17 protein-coding genes are annotated in these 15,718 nt (G+C 66.6%); 8 read left to right on the forward strand and 9 right to left on the reverse strand.

Annotation, left to right across the window (positions count from 1 at the left end):
• The first annotated feature begins 35 nt into the window (after window positions 1–35).
• Window positions 36–2,204, forward strand: a complete 2,169-nt coding sequence (locus AC2A1N_RS05070) for a M3 family metallopeptidase (RefSeq protein WP_484371696.1) — start codon at window positions 36–38, stop codon at window positions 2,202–2,204.
• A gap of 127 nt (window positions 2,205–2,331) precedes the next feature.
• On the opposite strand, the gene cfa is transcribed toward AC2A1N_RS05070, so the two are convergent.
• Genes cfa through AC2A1N_RS05085 form a run of 3 tightly spaced genes read right to left on the reverse strand, consistent with a single transcriptional unit; the run spans window position 2,332 to window position 4,688 of the window.
• Window positions 2,332–3,447, reverse strand: coding sequence for a cyclopropane fatty acyl phospholipid synthase (gene cfa, locus AC2A1N_RS05075; RefSeq protein WP_061477996.1), 1,116 nt, complete (start codon window positions 3,445–3,447; stop codon window positions 2,332–2,334).
• Window positions 3,448–3,466: 19 nt separating this feature from the next.
• Entirely contained in the window at window positions 3,467–4,348 is an 882-nt protein-coding gene (locus AC2A1N_RS05080) for a DUF3298 and DUF4163 domain-containing protein (RefSeq protein ID WP_134972247.1), read from the reverse strand.
• A gap of 37 nt (window positions 4,349–4,385) precedes the next feature.
• On the reverse strand, window positions 4,386–4,688 hold the full coding sequence (locus tag AC2A1N_RS05085; RefSeq protein ID WP_005417588.1) for a GNAT family N-acetyltransferase: 303 nt from the start codon (window positions 4,686–4,688) through the stop codon (window positions 4,386–4,388).
• Window positions 4,689–4,896: 208 nt separating this feature from the next.
• On the opposite strand from AC2A1N_RS05085, the gene AC2A1N_RS05090 reads away from it, so the two are divergent.
• Complete coding sequence (locus AC2A1N_RS05090; RefSeq protein WP_180883853.1) at window positions 4,897–5,058, forward strand: hypothetical protein; 162 nt, start codon at window positions 4,897–4,899, stop codon at window positions 5,056–5,058.
• Between the two features lie 48 nt (window positions 5,059–5,106).
• Here the strand turns inward: AC2A1N_RS05090 and AC2A1N_RS05095 are convergent, their stop codons facing one another.
• Together AC2A1N_RS05095 and AC2A1N_RS05100 are read right to left on the reverse strand one after the other, a co-directional pair.
• Window positions 5,107–5,730 (reverse strand): rhomboid family intramembrane serine protease, encoded by a 624-nt coding sequence (locus tag AC2A1N_RS05095; RefSeq protein WP_005417591.1) that lies wholly within the window; start codon window positions 5,728–5,730, stop codon window positions 5,107–5,109.
• Between the two features lie 7 nt (window positions 5,731–5,737).
• Window positions 5,738–7,303 carry a POT-type proton-dependent oligopeptide transporter gene (locus AC2A1N_RS05100; protein WP_346476890.1) on the reverse strand — a complete coding sequence of 522 codons (1,566 nt, stop codon included), beginning with the start codon at window positions 7,301–7,303 and terminating at the stop codon, window positions 5,738–5,740.
• Window positions 7,304–7,465: 162 nt separating this feature from the next.
• Here AC2A1N_RS05100 and AC2A1N_RS05105 point away from each other — a divergent pair, with 162 nt between their 5' ends.
• On the forward strand, window positions 7,466–8,314 hold the full coding sequence (locus AC2A1N_RS05105) for an endonuclease/exonuclease/phosphatase family protein (RefSeq protein WP_061477999.1): 849 nt from the start codon (window positions 7,466–7,468) through the stop codon (window positions 8,312–8,314).
• A 71-nt stretch (window positions 8,315–8,385) separates the two neighbouring features.
• On the opposite strand, the gene AC2A1N_RS05110 is transcribed toward AC2A1N_RS05105, so the two are convergent.
• Window positions 8,386–8,997 (reverse strand): superoxide dismutase, encoded by a 612-nt coding sequence (locus AC2A1N_RS05110; protein ID WP_005410310.1) that lies wholly within the window; start codon window positions 8,995–8,997, stop codon window positions 8,386–8,388.
• 219 nt (window positions 8,998–9,216) lie between these two features.
• Here AC2A1N_RS05110 and AC2A1N_RS05115 point away from each other — a divergent pair, with 219 nt between their 5' ends.
• A complete protein-coding gene (locus AC2A1N_RS05115; RefSeq protein WP_061478000.1) occupies window positions 9,217–9,669 on the forward strand; it encodes a guanyl-specific ribonuclease in 453 nt (150 codons plus the stop codon).
• Window positions 9,669–10,082 (forward strand): barstar family protein, encoded by a 414-nt coding sequence (locus AC2A1N_RS05120; protein ID WP_484371700.1) that lies wholly within the window; start codon window positions 9,669–9,671, stop codon window positions 10,080–10,082. The genes AC2A1N_RS05115 and AC2A1N_RS05120 overlap by 1 nt, the downstream gene beginning before the upstream one ends.
• A gap of 131 nt (window positions 10,083–10,213) precedes the next feature.
• Here the strand turns inward: AC2A1N_RS05120 and AC2A1N_RS05125 are convergent, their stop codons facing one another.
• On the reverse strand, window positions 10,214–11,974 hold the full coding sequence (locus AC2A1N_RS05125) for a hypothetical protein (RefSeq protein ID WP_484371702.1): 1,761 nt from the start codon (window positions 11,972–11,974) through the stop codon (window positions 10,214–10,216).
• A 10-nt stretch (window positions 11,975–11,984) separates the two neighbouring features.
• The gene (locus AC2A1N_RS05130) at window positions 11,985–12,584 is read right to left on the reverse strand and encodes an NfuA family Fe-S biogenesis protein (protein ID WP_061478003.1); all 600 of its coding nucleotides are present in this window, start codon (window positions 12,582–12,584) and stop codon (window positions 11,985–11,987) included.
• Between the two features lie 90 nt (window positions 12,585–12,674).
• Here AC2A1N_RS05130 and AC2A1N_RS05135 point away from each other — a divergent pair, with 90 nt between their 5' ends.
• From AC2A1N_RS05135 to zupT, 3 genes are all read left to right on the forward strand, one after another.
• Window positions 12,675–13,025, forward strand: a complete 351-nt coding sequence (locus tag AC2A1N_RS05135) for a 4a-hydroxytetrahydrobiopterin dehydratase (RefSeq protein WP_021203009.1) — start codon at window positions 12,675–12,677, stop codon at window positions 13,023–13,025.
• Window positions 13,022–13,438: an energy transducer TonB gene (locus AC2A1N_RS05140; protein ID WP_005417613.1), complete on the forward strand. Its 417-nt coding sequence runs from the start codon at window positions 13,022–13,024 to the stop codon at window positions 13,436–13,438. Before AC2A1N_RS05135 ends, AC2A1N_RS05140 begins: the two co-directional genes overlap by 4 nt.
• Before the next feature lie 97 nt (window positions 13,439–13,535).
• Complete coding sequence (zupT, locus tag AC2A1N_RS05145) at window positions 13,536–14,345, forward strand: zinc transporter ZupT (protein WP_049417245.1); 810 nt, start codon at window positions 13,536–13,538, stop codon at window positions 14,343–14,345.
• Window positions 14,346–14,692: 347 nt separating this feature from the next.
• Here zupT and AC2A1N_RS05150 read toward each other — a convergent pair whose 3' ends face one another.
• Window positions 14,693–15,667: an RluA family pseudouridine synthase gene (locus AC2A1N_RS05150; protein WP_049397926.1), complete on the reverse strand. Its 975-nt coding sequence runs from the start codon at window positions 15,665–15,667 to the stop codon at window positions 14,693–14,695.
• Window positions 15,668–15,718: the final 51 nt, after the last annotated feature.

Consider the following 15,718-nt stretch of genomic DNA (forward strand, 5'->3'; position numbering starts at 1 on the left):
CTCGGGCCCTTGTTTGCCTTACCGGAGTTCCTGCCTTGACCACCCGCCTTGCCCTTGCCGTGGCCATGTCCCTCGGCCTTGCCCTGCCCGCCTTCTCGGCCAGCGCCGCCACCCCGGCTGCCAGCACCCATGCCCAGCAGGCCAATCCGTTCTTCGCCGAAAGCCCGCTGCCCCTGCATTATCCGCAGTTCGACAGGATCAAGGACAGCGACTTCGCCCCGGCCTTCGACGCCGGCATGGCGCAGCAGCTGAAGGAAGTGGAGGCCATCGCCAACAACAAGGCCAAGCCGACCTTCGACAACACCATCATCGCCCTGGAAAAGAGCGGTGACATCCTCGACCGTGCGACCACCGTGTTCTTCAGCCTGGTCGGTGCCGATACCAATGACACCCGCAAGAAGCTGCAGGCCGACTACTCGGCGAAGTTCGCCGCGCACAGCGATGCGATCGCGCTGAACGGCAAGCTGTTCGCCCGCATCCAGGCGCTGTACGACACCCGCGGCCAGCTGGGCCTGGACGCCGAAGGCGTACGCCTGGTCGAGAAGTACTACGACAACTACGTGCGCGCCGGTGCCAAGCTGTCCGAGGCCGACAAGGCCAAGCTGAAGGAGATGAACGCCGAGCTGGCCAACTTGGGTACCAAGTTCAGCCAGAACGTGCAGTCGGAAGTGAACGCTTCGGCGATCACCGTCGACGACGTCAAGGAGCTGGACGGCCTGTCCAAGGAGCAGATCGCCGCCGCCGCCGAAGCTGCCAAGGCCCGCGGCCAGGACGGCAAGTACGTGATCACCCTGCTCAACACCACCGGCCAGCCGCCGCTGACCAACCTGGCCAACCGCGCCCTGCGCCAGAAGATCTACGAAGCGTCGGTCAGCCGTGGCAGCCGTGGCGGTGAGTTCGACAACACCGCGCTGGTCTCGCGCATCATGCAGCTGCGTGCCGACAAGGCCAAGCTGATGGGCTTCCCGAACTTCGCCGCCTACAACCTGACCAACCAGACCGCCAAGACCCCCGAAGCGGTCAACGCGATGCTGGGCAAGCTGGCTCCGGCCGCCGTGGCCAACGCCAAGCGCGAAGCTGCCGACCTGCAGGCGATGATCGACCAGGAACAGAAGGCGGCCGGCAAGCCGACGTTCAAGCTGGAACCGTGGGACTGGGCCTTCTACAGCGAGAAGGTGCGCCAGGCCAAGTACAACTTCGACGAGTCGCAGCTGAAGCCGTACTTCGAAATGAAGAACGTGCTGGAGAACGGCGTGTTCCATGCCGCCAACCTGGAATTCGGCCTGACCTTCAAGCAGCGCACCGACCTGCCGGTCTATCACGATGACGTCACCGTCTACGACGTGTTCGATGCCGACGGCAGCCAGCTGGCGATCTTCATCTTCGACCCGTATGCACGCGCCTCCAAGCGCGGTGGCGCATGGATGAACTCCTACGTCTCGCAGTCCAAGCTGACCGGCTTCAAGCCGGTGGTCGCCAACCACCTGAACATCCCGAAGCCGCCGGCCGGCCAGCCGACCCTGCTGACCTGGGATGAGGTGAACACCACCTTCCACGAGTTCGGCCACGCCCTGCACGGCATGTTCTCCAACGTGAAGTACCCGTACTTCTCGGGTACCTCGGTGCCGCGTGACTTCGTCGAGTTCCCCTCGCAGGTCAACGAGATGTGGGCTGACAACCCGGTCATCCTGAAGAACTACGCCAAGCACTACCAGAACGGTTCGGCGATGCCGCAGGCGCTGCTGGACAAGGTGCTGGCGGCGGCCAAGTTCAATCAGGGCTTCGCCACCACCGAGTACCTGGGTGCGGCCATGCTTGACCAGCGCTGGCACCAGATCGGCGCCGACCAGGTGCCGGCGGCCAAGGACGTGATGGCCTTCGAGCGCGCCGCGCTGGAGAAGGACGGCATCTACTACGCGCCGGTTCCGCCGCGTTACAAGACCCCGTACTTCAGCCACATCATGGGCGGCTATTCGGCCGGCTACTACGCCTACATCTGGTCGGAAGTGCTCGACGCCAACACCCAGAAGTGGTTCAAGGACAATGGCGGCCTGAGCCGCAAGAACGGCGACCACTTCCGCGCCACCCTGCTGTCCAAGGGCGGCAGCGTCGACGCGATGCAGCTGTTCCGCGATTTCGCCGGCCACGAGCCGCAGATCGAACCGCTGCTGGAAAAGCGTGGCCTGACCGGCGCCGGCAACTGATCGCCTGCGCGCTAGCGTGAAACGAAAGCCGCCCGGGAGACCGGGCGGTTTTTTTGTTGTGGTTGGGGTCAGAGCCCTTTTCTGTGAAAAGGGATCTGACCCCGGGGTCTCCGCCCCCGCGCTGGCTTCATCGTGGCGCCACGTATCCGCCCGGCACGCCTTCCGGCGATAGCACCAGCTGCCACAGCTGCGCGTGCCGGCAGCGGAAGGTGGCCATCGACCCGGCCAGGTAGAAGCGCCACATTCGCCGGAAGTGCTCGTCATAGCGCGCATCCAGCCGTGGCCACGCTGCTTCCACGTTGCGCCGCCATGCCTGCAGGGTCAGGTCGTAGTCGGTGCCGAAGTTGTGCCAGTCTTCCAGCACGAAACGGCCTTCGAACGCCCGGGTGATCTGCGCCGCCGACGGCAGCATCGAGTTGGGAAAGATGTAGCGCGCGATCCACGGATCGGTGCGATGCCGGGAGATGTTGGTGCCGATGGTGTGCAACAGCAGCAGGCCGCGCGGCGACAGGCAACGCTTGGCCACCTCGAAGAAGCCCGCGTAGTTCTTGTCACCGACGTGCTCGAACATGCCGATCGAGAAAATCGCATCGAACGGTTCGTCCAGCTCGCGGTAGTCCTGCAATCGGATCTCGATCGGCAGGCCCGCGCACAGGTTCCGCGCGAACTCGGCCTGCTCCTGCGAAATCGTCACGCCGACGCCACTCACACCGTAGCGCTCAGCGGCGAACTTCAGCGCTTCGCCCCAACCGCAGCCAATGTCCAGCACGCGCTGGCCCGGGCGCAGGCCCAGCTTTCGGCAGACCAGGTCGAGCTTGGCTTCCTGTGCGGCGTCGAGATCATCGGCGTTGCGCCAATAGCCGCAGCTGTAGACCAGGCGCTGGCCCAGCATGGCCTGGTAGAGATCGTTGCCCAGGTCGTAATGACGGCGCCCGACCTCGTAGCTGCCCTGCCCCGCCTGCAGGTTGAACAGGCGCGCCTTCAGCGCATCGGCCACTTCGCGCCAGCCGTGCACCCGTTCATCCAGGTGCGCCTGCATCAGGTGGGCGAGGAATTCATCCAGGACGTTCGCATCCCACCACCCTTCCATGTAGCTCTCGCCCAGGCCGAGCGAGCCTTGGCCCATGACCCGCGCGAAGAAGCGCGGGTCATGCACCTGGATGTCCTGTGGCTGGGTACCGCCGATGCGGACCCCGGCTTCGTGGAGCAGGCCGGCGACCCGCTCCTGCAACCCTGTATCCACGTCACCTCCTCGACTGCGGTCAACCGCGTGCGAACAGCTCCACGTAGTCCTTGGCCACGTGCGGCAACAGCACCGCCGCCGGTACATCGGCGGTCTGGGTGCCGTCCGAGTATGGACCCACCTGGTACGGAGGGAAAACAAAGCGCAGCGCGGTGATCTGCCCCTTGTCGTCGGTCAGTGGCTGGAACTGGCTGAAATTGTCGGCCTGCGGGCCAGTACCGTCGGCGATCATGCGCGATGCGTTGCGCAGCGATTCCTGCAATTGGGCCGGGTCCATGTCCTCGCCGCTGAGCCGCGTGGCCACGCGTTCGCGCAGCTGGTCGGCGACGAACTCACTGATCACCTTCCAGCCCTTGGCATCGGCCACCAGCTTGTCGGCGCTGAGCATCTGCTGCTGCTGCGGCAGCCACACGAAGCGCGCCACCAGCGGTTCGCCATGGGCGCCACCGGTATAGCGGCTGCCATCAGCACTGACCACCACCAGCTGCGGCGTTTCCAGCAGCTTCTCAAAGCTCAGCGACAGCTCGTAGGGCATGGTCGGCTTGTCGTTGCCCAGCCCGTCCAGCGCCTGCTGCAGGTCGCTGCGTGCGCTGGTGGCATAGTCCTGCAGCGCGCGCGCCAGGCCGGGGTAGCGGTCGATACCCGCCGGGTAGCTGATGCCCACCACCTCACGCTCGTTGTTTTCGATCACGTCGCGCAGGTCCAGCGGCGCTTCCGTGGCCGGCGTCTCGCCGGCGGCGGTGGCTTCGGCGGCGGGCGCCGCGTCGGTCGCCGGCGCCGGCTCGCTTTCACGCTGGCAACCGGCCAGCAACAGCACGCCCACCACGCCGGCCAGCACGCTGCCGTGCAATGGCCGGTTGTTTCCAATCTTCATCGGGATCCCCTGTTCATGTTTGTACATCATCGCCTGCCATGGCTGAAGCGTGGCCCGCTGGCACTCAGCCAACGAGCAGGTCGTGGTACTCCTCGTGCCGCTGCAGGAAAGCCTCGGCGTAGGAACATGCCGGCACCACCTTGTACTTCTGCTCGCGGGCGAAACGCAGTGCCACGCGGGTCAGCTCACCGGCGATGCCACGGCCGGCGATCGGCTCGGGCACCTCGGTGTGGGTAATCACCATGCGCTTGCGCTTGATCTGGTAGTCCAGCACCGCCAGCTGTCCTCGCACACGGGCGGTGAAGCGGTGGTTGGCCAGGTCGTGTTCGACCTCGTAGGCCAGACCGGGGGGCGTGACCGAAGCCATGGAACTGTCTCCTGCGGCGACTGCGTGGATGGTGCGCAGCCGGGCGCCATGATCGCGTGAAGCCTGAACAGGGGCAAGTCCAGTCCATTCACGTCAGTTTTCGCCCTCAAGCTGGAGGCGGGCCGGCCGCTATCGCCTATGGAGGGGTACGGCCAGGCTGGCACGACCCTTGCGACCGTTGACCATGCGCACCACCGTGGAGGCTCCCATGCACGCCAGCAATTCCCATTCCGATACCGACCGCGCCCTGCTGGAGGGCCTGCTGCAACTGGCGGTGGAAGGGCAGACCGAGGATCAGGATTTCCAGCGCATCGGCGAGGAAGTGTTCGCCCGCCTGCTGGATACCTACGGCCACACGACCCAGGCCTGAAACCGGATACGCCGGGGCCGGATCCACAGGATCCGACCCCGGCACGCTTCAGCCGCCCAGGCGGAAGGTCGGGTTGGAGAGTTCGCGCAGGAAGTGGTTGAAGATGCTCGGCTGCATGGCCAGCATGAAGATCACGCCGAACGCCGCACCTGCCAAGTGCGCGCTGTGGTTGATGCGGTCGCCGCCGCGCTTGTCCATCCAGATGCTGTAGCCGACGTAGAACGCGGCATAGATGATCGCCGGTGCCGGGATGAAGAACACCAGGATGATCGACCACGGCTTGATCAGGATGAAGGCGAACAGCACCGCCGACACCGCACCGGATGCCCCAAGGCTGAGGTAGTTCGGATTCTTCTGGTTCTTCAGGTAGCTGGGCAGGATCGAGACCAGCAGCGCGCCGATGTAGAACGCCGGGTAGGTCAGGTAGCTGCCGGTCAGCTGCACCATCACACTCTCGATGAATCCCCCGAAGAAGAACAGGGTGATCATGTTGAAGATCAGGTGCGACCAGTCGGCGTGGATGAAGCCATAGGTCACCAGCCGGTCGTACTGGCGATGGCGGTCGACGGCCGGCGGCCACAGAATCAGGCGATCGGCCAGCTTGCGGTTGTTGAACGCCATCCACGACAGGATGGCGGTGATGGCGATCAACAGCAGATTGACAGGGGTCATGTCAGGCTCAGGCGCTACGGTAGTTGTCGACCATACGATAGCGTTTCGCGTACCAACCGAAGGCCAACGCCGCGACGAAGGCGAAACCGGCGAAGAAGAACATCAGGAACGCCGCTTCGCTCAGGCCCGTACTGGCAATCCTGTGGGTCACGGCATCGTTGCGCACGGCAGCGTTGGACAGCAGCACCCACAGGTTGCCGATGGTGGTGGTCAGGTTCCAGAAGCTCATCACCACGCCCTTCATCGCCTGCGGCGCCTGGCTGTAGGCGAACTCCAGGCCGGTGGCCGAGACCAGCACCTCACCGAAGGTCAGCAGCGCATACGGCAGCATCTGCCAGAAGATCGACATGGCGTTGCCGCCGTCCATCACCACCTGGATGCCGCCGACCACGATCCAGGCCAGGCCGCTGAAGGCGATGCCGGCGGTCATGCGGCGCAGCGCGGTCGGCTCAAAGCCGAAGCGGCGCAGGGCCGGGTACAGCACCAGGTTGTTGAACGGAATCAGGATCATCACCAGCAGCGGGTTCAGCGCCTGCATCTGCGAGGCGGTGAACCAGCTCGGCATCTGCATCTGCTGGCCCTGCAGGACCCAGGTCGAGGCCTTCTGGTCGAACAGCGAGAAGAACGGCGTGGTCAGCGCGAAGATCACCAGCACGCGCAGCACCGAGCGCACGCCTTCCACGGCTTCGGCCGGATGCTGGCCGCGGGCGCGATCGAGCTGCAGCCAGGTGCCACCGCCGATGCCCGCCAGGATCGACACCAGCGCCAGGCACAGGCAGATCACGATGCCCAGCGAGCCGACCAGGCCGAACGAGGCCGCCGCCAGCGCCAGGCCGAGCGCGGCGATCACCAGGCCCGGACGGCCCTGGCCGGCCACGCGCGTGGTCAGCGCGGTACGCACCACGTTGGCGAACGAATGCGGATCCTTCGGCGGCAGCGGCACCAGCACGTAACGCTTGCGGCCCAGCCAGAACACGAAGGTAGCAATGAACATCAGGATGCCCGGGATACCGAACGCCCACTGCGGCCCCCAGTTCTTCAGTGCCAGCGGGATCAGCAGCGAGGCGAACAGCGAGCCGAAGTTGATGATCCAGTAGAAGGCGTCGAAGACGATCTTGGCCAGGTGCTTGTTGCTCTGGTCGAACTGGTCGCCCATGAACGAGGCCACCAGCGGCTTGATGCCACCGGCACCCAGCGCGATCAGGCCCAGGCCGAGGAAGAAGCCCTCGCGGCTGTTCTCGAACAGCGCCAGGCACAGGTGGCCGGCGCAGTAGACCAGGCTGAACCAGAGGATGGTGTGGTATTTGCCGAAGAACCTGTCGGCCAGCCAGCCACCGAGCAGCGGGAAGAAATACACGCCGATCATGAAGCTGTGCATGATGTCCTTGGCTTCACCGGCACGGCCTTCCGCAGTGATTTCCTGCAGCAGCAGCGAGGTGATCAGGAACTGCACCAGGATGTTGCGCATCCCGTAGAAACTGAACCGTTCGCAGGCCTCATTGCCGATGATGTACGGAATCTGGCGCGGCATCTTTCCTTGGCCGGCGATGGGGGCGACTGCGTCGTGGCTCATCCTGTAAGGCATTCCTGCAAAGCGAAAGGCGCAAGGTTACCGGAACCGGGGCTTGCGAAGCACGCTGCAGGGCTGCATGACAACGGTGCCAATCCATGGCAGGCAGTGCAGGCCCTGCCGGAAGTCACGGCACCTGCACGACAAAAGCGTAAACTTATCGTTATGTGCCCCCTCGCCCCCGCCCGCCTCCTGCTCAGCTGCCTTGCGCTGTTGCTGGCATTGCAGGCGCAGGCACGACCACAGGCGCCGGCCGCCGTTGCCAGTGAGAGCGAACCTCGGCAGCTGACGGTCGCCGCGCTGGAGCTGCCCAGCCGCGATGACGCGCAATGGAAGCAGCGCCGCGAGCAGGTCGCACAACTGCTGACTGACCTGCAGCCGGACGTGATCTCGGTGCAGCAGGTGCTGCAGCAGCAAGGCCGCAACCCGGCCTGCTGGCTGGCCAGCCGGCTGCGCTACAGCTGCGACTTCGTCACCGCCGACCCACCCAGCCAGCCACTGCGCCATGGCAATGCCATGCTTACCCGGCTGCCGGTGAGCGAGGACGGCGTGACCCTGCTGCATCCTCCCGGCACCTTCAGTGCGGCCGGCATGATGCGGCTGAAGCTGGGCGAGGCGCTGGTCAACATCTATGTGGCGCGGCTGCGCCCGGACCCGGACGAGGCCACTGCCCGCCAACACCAGACCAGCGACCTGATGACCTGGATCGGCGCCACCGCCGAAGGCATGCCCAGCCTGATCGCGGGCGACTTTTCGGCCAGCACGGTGGAGCTGGTGCGGAGCACGCCCGGCTTCCAGCCGGCACGGCGCAATCCCGGCGGCCGCCCCGAGCCGCCTGCGGCCAGTGGCGGCGGCGCCAGTGGCCACGGCTTGGACGTGCTGTTCCAGGTCAAGCACTTCGGCGGCATCCGCCAGCAGCCGATCCTGCTGCCCGCCGACGGCGACCTGCCCGGACTGCGCTTGGGCGTGTTGGCAACCCTGCGCCTGCAGGACGCTACGGCCACGGCGGAATAGGTCGTGCCGGGATCCTGCAACAGAAAAGGCCGGGGTCTCCCCCGGCCTTTCCACTCATCCCGTCACCGCGATCAGGCGATCGCTTCCTGGTAACGGCGCTCGACTTCATTCCAGTCGATGACGTTGAAGAACGCGCCGATGTACTCCGGGCGGCGGTTCTGGTACTTCAGGTAGTACGCGTGTTCCCACACGTCCAGGCCGAGGATGGGGGTGTTGCCTTCCATCAGCGGGCTGTCCTGGTTGCCGGTGCTCTCGACCACCACCTTCTTGTCCGGGGTCACGCTCAGCCACGCCCAGCCGCTGCCGAAACGGGTCAGCGCCGCCTTGGTGAAGGCATCCTTGAACTTGTCGAAACCGCCCAGGTCCTTGTCGATGGCCTTGGCCACGTCACCCACCGGGTTGCCACCTGCGTTCGGGGCCATCACGGTCCAGAACAGCGAGTGGTTGGCATGGCCACCACCGTTGTTGCGCACCGGACCCTGCAGGTTCTCCGGCAACGACTTGAGCTTCTTCACCAGCTCTTCGACCGGCAGGTCAGCGTATTCGGTGCCTTCCAGCGCCGCGTTGACGTTGTTGATGTAGGTCTGGTGATGCTTGGTGTGATGGATTTCCATCGTCGCCGCATCGATATGCGGCTCCAGCGCGTCGTAGGCGTAGGACAGCTTGGGCAGGGTGTAGGCCATGATGCATCTCCTGATTGCGAGGGCACCCGACGATGTCGGGCGGTGCGCCGTGAATGATGGGGACAGACCCGCAGATTACCAAGGGGGATGTAAAGGAAATTGCGTCCTGCCAGTGAGCACGACGGCAATTGTTACGCAGCAGTGACGCGGCGCCCTCCTCATGCGCCATGCAGCGCGCAGGCGCTACAGTGCGTGTACCACCCTCGCCCGCCCCTGCCCATGCGCAACCCCCGGCTGCTGATCACCGCCATCGCCCTGCTGCTGCTCGGCCTGGTCGCCAACCATTTCCTGCAGCGGCCGCCGGCGCCACAGTTCGCACCGGACCTGCAGGGAACACCGACCGCACGGGCCCCTGCCACGGCCACGCCCGGACGGGACAACGGCCTGCCCGCGTTCCTGCCCACCGAAGCACGCCAGACCATTGCCCTGATCCAGCGAGGCGGTCCATTCCCGCACCGCCAGGACGGCACCACCTTCGGCAACCGCGAGCAGCAGCTGCCGCAACGTCCGCGTGGCTACTACCGCGAGTACACCGTCGACACCCCCGGTGCACGCACGCGTGGCACGCGCCGCATCGTCACCGGCGGCGATCCGCCGGAGGCGTGGTACTACACCGACGACCACTACGAATCGTTCCGCAGCTTCACCGTACCGGCCCAGGGAGCGCAGTGATGAGCCGCGATGATTTCGGCCTCGGCCTGCATGACATCAACAATGCCGGCGTCTATGCCATCGACAGCGATGACATCGGCGCACTGGCCGCAGCGATGCGCGATGCCAGCCTCAAGGTGATCCGCATCGATCTGGAGGGCGTGACGGACAAGCGCACCCTGCTCGCCCGGCTCGCCGCGCAACTGGATTTCCCGGCCGGTTTCGGCGGCAACTGGGATGCACTGTCGGACAACCTGCGTGATCTGCAATGGCTGCCGGCCAACGGCTACGCGCTGTTCCTGTGCGATGTGGACGCGCTGCGCGCCGCCGCACAGAGGGACTTCGACACCCTGCTGGACGTGATGGATGAAGCCAGCCGCGATTGGGTCGGCCGCGACGTCCCGTTCTGGGTGTTCCTGTCGCAGAGCGCGTAAGGGCAACGCCCTGATAGAGGCTGACCTTGGTCGGCATGGGCGTGCCCCCCATGGATCATCCACGCATGGCGTGGATCTACCCGGCGCAGCTGGATGCACAGTAGATCCACGCCATGCGTGGATGCGCCGTCCTAGCGGCTCCCGTTGTCTTCCTGCAGTTCTTTCTTGAACGGGATGTCCGGCGGTGGTCGTGCCACGGCCGGCTGGTCCTGCATGTTGGGGTTGGTCAGGCCGCAGCCGCCACCGGCCTGCAGGATCGAAATGACGCAGGAGATCTTCGAGTTGGTGCCCGGCAACGGAATCTCCATCGCCTTGACGCCCTTGCGCACCCATTCGGCCAGCAGCGATTCCTGTGGCACCCAGTACTTGTCGAACGACGTCGGCGTGTAGTCGTACGGCGGACGTTTCAGCCATGTGCCCGATTGCGCGATGCGCTCCTTGCTCCAGCCGTCGTTGGCGCCACCGGGCGCACCGCGCTCGGCATGGCCATCGCCGTCCTGGCCCGGCACGCGCACGCTGCCATCGGCATTGAACAGGCCATTGCCCTTGCCGGCAGTGCTGGCCTGGCGGGCGCCACTGCTGGCACCGTCACGGTTACGGCTGGAGGAACCCCAGTCGTCGCCCTTGGCAGGCGTGGCCCAGTTGCCTGGATTGGGCGCCGGGCGCGCTCCGGCGTGTGCCGGTGTGCTGCCGGAGGCCGACGGACGCGTGCTGCTGCTCGTCTGCGCCGCGCTGCCTTGCGCCGCAGCCGCAGGCGTCACGGAGGCACTGCCACTGGAGGATGCCGGTGCCGCCGCCGGTGCCGGGGCCACTTCACGCTCCCGCACCTGTACATCACGACCGGTGGGCGCGCGTACGGCGGGCTCACGCCCGGCCACCGCCGCCATCCGCACCTGCGGATCGGCCACGGCCTGCACTTCACGTTCACGCACCTGCACGTCCTGCTGTGGCACGCGCACCTGCATTTCAGGGCTGCGCAGCGGTTTGGGCGCGACGGGCGCTTCGACGATGCTGACTTCGCGTTCGCGCACCTGGATGTCACGCACCTGCGGCGTGCGCACGGCCAGTTCCGGGCTGCGCATCTGGCTTGGCGTCGGCGGCGCCTGCACCGGCTGCACACTGCGCTCGCGCACAACGGGCGTGCTGTCACGTGGTACGACGCTGACTTCGGTTCGCGGCACGCTGACCGGCGGCACCACGAAATCCGTGCTGGCCTGCGCCACCTCGGTGGCCTGGACCGGTGAAGGCGGCGGCGCGGCAACCGGCGCCGGCTCGGCTTCGGCTGGCGGAGGAGGAACACTGGCGGTCGGCGCGGATGCAGGGGAAGATGCGGCGGCTTCGGCAGCCGCCGGACGGGGGGCAGGAGCTGTGGCGGCGTCCGCCTGCTGCCCCGTCGCAACCCGACCTGCCGCAGCGGCCGCAGCGACTTCGGCGCCGGGCTGATCACCCCCGCCTTCCTGGGTCGCGCGGCCGACGAACTCCACCTGCACGCGCTCGCCCTCGGCGCCCTCTTCGTCTGGCGCAGTGGTGCGGATCACCGCCACCCACAGCAGCAGCATGAAGAACAGCAGGTGCAGCAGTGCGCTGATCAGCGCCGAGGTCCAGCGCATCCAGCGCTGGTCGCGCGGCGCAGCGTCCCAGTCCTGCCAGAACAGACGGCGCAACGCCTGCCACGGTGACAACTGCGGCGATTGGCCTGGCCGGCCGGGCAGCGGACGCGGCAGCAATACCGCAATCACTTCGCTGGCATGCAACGGCCGCGGCAGCGGCCCCAGCGAGCGCAGCCACAACGCCCAGCCATAAGGCAGGCGCGTGGTCTTCTCAAGGACGGCGCGGGGCTGCTGGCGCGCCAGCAGCAGATCGATGAGTTGCTCGGCCCGGGTCAGAGGCACGCGTCAGCGATCAGGCGACGTTGTCGCGCGGGATGTACGGCGCGTGGCCGCTGTCGTGGTCGGTCGCGTCGCGCACGGCGGTCACGCCCGGCACGCGGCCCATCAGGGTCTTTTCGATGCCCTGCTTGAGCGTCACGTCGGCCATGCCGCAGCCCTGGCAGCCACCACCGAAGCGCAGCAGCACCACGCCGTCGGCCGAGACTTCCTGCACGGCCACCTTGCCGCCATGCGAGGCCAGCTGCGGATTGACTTCGTTCTCCACCACCCAGTGCACGCGCTCGACCAGCGAGGCCGCATCACCGGGCGCTTCACCCTTGATGCGCGGCGCCTTGATGGTCAGCTGCTGGGCACCGGCGGTGCCGGCGACGATGTCGATCTCGGCACCGTCGAGCCAGCCAACGCTGCCGGCATCGACATAGAGGGTGAAGCCATCGCAGTCCACCGCCCACTCGTCGCCCAGCAGGTCGGCGGGTTCGGCGAATTCCAGCCGGGCGTCGGCGCGCGGGGTACCGGGGTCGACCGCGCTCAGGCGCACGCCCATGCCAGGCACGCCCTCGCGTTCGATCAGCTTGCGGAAATGGGTCTGGGCAGTGTCGGAGATCTGGATCATCAGGCTATTCTAGCCAAGTAAGCGTCAGCCGCTCATTCGGTTTATACACCGTCCGGCGCATTGTTCAGTCAACACGAGGTGGAGATTCCCATGGCCGACCTGATTCCACTGGCCCAGGCCCGTTGCGTGCCACGCAAAGGCAGCGACCACAAGCTCGGCGAAGCCCGCCTGGCCGAACTGCTGCCGCAGGTTCCCGGCTGGGAACTGAGCGAGGGCGGGCAGGCCCTGACGCGCACCTTCCGCTTCAAGGATTACTACGCCACCATGGCCTTCGTGAACGCGCTGGCCTGGATTGCCCATCGCGAGGACCACCATCCGGACCTGGGCGTGCACTACGACCGCGCGGTCGTGCGCTTTTCTACCCACGACGTGGGCGGTCTGAGCGAGAACGACTTCATCTGCGCGGCAAAGACTTCGGCCCTGACGGAGCAACTGCCATGAACGTACGCTTGCTGAGCCTGTCCCTGATCGCTGCGACCGGCCTGGCCGGCTGCGGCTCGTCCGAACCGCCGGCACCACCGCCGCCACCGCCGACCGAAGTCGCAGCGGTGAAGACGCCGCCGCCGCAGTACCCGCTTGAACTGGCCTGCATGGGCGTGGGCGGCACCAGTACGTTCAAGGTGACCATCGGCACCGACGGCAAGCCGAGCGAGGTCGCCCTGCTGACTGGCGCGGGCAACCCGCAGCTGGACGAACTGGCCAAAACCGCCGTGCAGGGCTGGCAGTTCAAGGCCGCGACACGCAATGGCCAGCCGGTGCCGGCCACCATCCAGGTGCCGGTCAGCTTCAACCCGCCGCAGCCGAAGCCGGACCAGTGCTTCGCCATTGAAGAGCGCCTGCGCCGCGGCGGCTGATCGCACGCACCCGACGGGGCCAGCCGGCGCCCGCCTCGCCCTCGCCGCCCCGGCCCTGTCCGGGGCGGTTGTCTGTTGACTAGGACTGCGTCGGTAGATGCTGCAGATTCCCCCCGAAAACATCTGGATTGCGCTGGCGGTCACCCTCGCGGCCGGCCTCGCCACTGCGATCGGCAGCCTGCTGGTGCTGTTCTCGCGCCGCCCCAGCCCGCGCCTGCTGGCGTTCGGCCTGGCCTTCGCCGGCGGCGCGATGGTCTATGTGTCGCTGTCGGAAATCCTCAACAAATCCATTGCTTCGTTCGCACTGGCCCATGGCGAGCGCACCGGCTTCACCTACGGCACCCTGGCGTTCCTGCTGGGCGTGATCGTGATCGTGCTGATCGACCACTTCATTCCCAACCCGCATGACAGCCTGGACAAGCAGGATCCCGCGTTCCGCGAAAACAGCCGCGAGTACCTGAAGCGGGTCGCGCTGCTGACCTCGGTCGCGATCACCGCGCACAATTTCCCGGAAGGGCTGGCGACCTTCTTCGCCACGCTGGAAAGCCCGTCGGTGGGCATGCCACTGGCCTTTGCGATTGCCATCCACAACATCCCCGAGGGCATCGCGATCGCGGTGCCGGTGTACTTCGCCACCCAGAACAAGGCCTATGCGTTCAGCGCCAGCCTGCTGTCGGGCCTGGCCGAGCCGGTGGGCGCCGCGCTCGGCTACTGGTTGCTGTCCGGGTCGCTGTCGCACGCCACCTTCGGCTGGGTGTTCGGGCTGATTGCCGGCGTGATGGTGTTCCTGGCGCTGGATGAGCTGCTGCCGGCCGCCAAGCGCTATGCCAAGGGTCACGAGACCGTTTATGGGTTGGTGGCGGGCATGGGCACGCTGGCGATCAGCCTGGTGCTGTTCAAATGGTGAGGGGTTTGCGGCCGACGGGCTGAGCCCCCTCGCGGCTGGTACGTCCCACAGTATCGAGAGGTCACGGGCGGGTATGGGCCTACGCTGCGGATGTCCGGGTCCGCCTTGTAGCGAGCCGAGCACCGCAGGTCCGGCGAGGGCGAAGAGGCGCGGGTGTCTGAGCGCAGCGCGTTCCGCGCCGTCCCTCGGCGGACCGAGGAGCGCAGGGCACCGGCGCGCGGCGCCGGCTCGCGGATGGCGGCGTGTTTCTTTGGTTACTTTCTTTGCACGAGCAAAGAAAGTGACAAGCCCACTCTCCGCAGGGAAGCGACGGCGCCGACCGAGCACCCGGCGCCGCCGAACCGCCGTCAGCGCAGGCGGTCCAGCGCCTCGACCAGCTCATCCGCCAGCGGCGCGTTCAGCACATACGGGCTCTTGCCGTCGTCCAGTGCAAACTCCAGCGAGGCCGCGTGCAGGAACAGGCGCTTCAGCCCGATCTGCTCACGAAGCCGCTTGTTGACCGCAGGATCGCCGTATTTGTCGTCACCGGCCACCGGATGGCCCAGATGCTGGGCATGCACGCGGATCTGATGGGTGCGGCCGGTTTCGATGCGCACCTCGCAGTACGACTGGCCGCCGCGGCGCTCCAGCACCCGGAAGTGACTGATCGATTCCTTGCCGATGGCATTGACCTGTACATGGCGCTCGCCGCCCTGGCGCAGGCCCACGTGCAGCGGCGCGTCGACGGTCATCACGCCGTCCGGCATGCGGCCGGCCAGCAGGGTCAGGTAGCGCTTGCGGATGCCGGCGCCGTGGTCTTCACGCAACAGCGCCTGCAGTTCGCTCAGCGCCGAACGCTTCTTGGCCACGATCAGCAGGCCCGAGGTGTCGCGATCCAGCCGATGGACCAACTCCAGTGTCTGTCCCGGGCGCAACGCGCGCAGGGTCTCGATGGCACCGAAGCTGATGCCGCTGCCGCCATGGCTGGCCACGCCGGAGGGCTTGTTCAGGGCCAGCAGCCGGGCGTCCTCGAAGACGATGGCCTGCTCCAGGCGCCGCATGAACGCCTCTGGCGGGCCGGCCTTGTCTCCTTCCTCACTGAGACGGACCGGCGGCACACGCACCTCATCGCCCGCCTCCAGCTTGCGCTCGGCCTTGGCGCGGCCGCCGTTCACCCGAACCTGCCCGCTGCGCACCAGCTTGTACACCAAGCTGCGCGGGGCTCCCTTCAGCTGGCCGAGCAGGAAGTTGTCCAGGCGCTGGCCGGCGCGGTCGGCGGGAACGGTGATCATGCGCACGGAAGGCTTGTCGCCAGCGGGTTTGGTCGGGTCTTGGGCGGTCATCAGGCTGTTTATTCTGTTACACTCGGGGGGCGAGATAAGGGATTGATTTCG

This window comes from Stenotrophomonas maltophilia group sp. SKK55, from assembly GCF_057179845.1.

What these genes read in the sequence shown, in the direction of transcription:
- AC2A1N_RS05080 (WP_134972247.1), bottom strand. Translation starts at nt 4,348, where the DNA reads ATGTACAAACATGAACAGGGGATCCCGATGAAGATTGGAAACAACCGG.
- AC2A1N_RS05085 (WP_005417588.1), bottom strand. Translation starts at nt 4,688, where the DNA reads ATGGCTTCGGTCACGCCCCCCGGTCTGGCCTACGAGGTCGAACACGAC.
- AC2A1N_RS05090 (WP_180883853.1), top strand. Translation starts at nt 4,897, where the DNA reads ATGCACGCCAGCAATTCCCATTCCGATACCGACCGCGCCCTGCTGGAG.
- AC2A1N_RS05095 (WP_005417591.1), bottom strand. Translation starts at nt 5,730, where the DNA reads ATGACCCCTGTCAATCTGCTGTTGATCGCCATCACCGCCATCCTGTCG.
- AC2A1N_RS05100 (WP_346476890.1), bottom strand. Translation starts at nt 7,303, where the DNA reads ATGAGCCACGACGCAGTCGCCCCCATCGCCGGCCAAGGAAAGATGCCG.
- AC2A1N_RS05105 (WP_061477999.1), top strand. Translation starts at nt 7,466, where the DNA reads ATGTGCCCCCTCGCCCCCGCCCGCCTCCTGCTCAGCTGCCTTGCGCTG.
- AC2A1N_RS05110 (WP_005410310.1), bottom strand. Translation starts at nt 8,997, where the DNA reads ATGGCCTACACCCTGCCCAAGCTGTCCTACGCCTACGACGCGCTGGAG.
- AC2A1N_RS05115 (WP_061478000.1), top strand. Translation starts at nt 9,217, where the DNA reads ATGCGCAACCCCCGGCTGCTGATCACCGCCATCGCCCTGCTGCTGCTC.
- AC2A1N_RS05120 (WP_484371700.1), top strand. Translation starts at nt 9,669, where the DNA reads ATGAGCCGCGATGATTTCGGCCTCGGCCTGCATGACATCAACAATGCC.
- AC2A1N_RS05130 (WP_061478003.1), bottom strand. Translation starts at nt 12,584, where the DNA reads ATGATCCAGATCTCCGACACTGCCCAGACCCATTTCCGCAAGCTGATC.
- AC2A1N_RS05135 (WP_021203009.1), top strand. Translation starts at nt 12,675, where the DNA reads ATGGCCGACCTGATTCCACTGGCCCAGGCCCGTTGCGTGCCACGCAAA.
- AC2A1N_RS05140 (WP_005417613.1), top strand. Translation starts at nt 13,022, where the DNA reads ATGAACGTACGCTTGCTGAGCCTGTCCCTGATCGCTGCGACCGGCCTG.
- zupT (WP_049417245.1), top strand. Translation starts at nt 13,536, where the DNA reads ATGCTGCAGATTCCCCCCGAAAACATCTGGATTGCGCTGGCGGTCACC.
- AC2A1N_RS05150 (WP_049397926.1), bottom strand. Translation starts at nt 15,667, where the DNA reads ATGACCGCCCAAGACCCGACCAAACCCGCTGGCGACAAGCCTTCCGTG.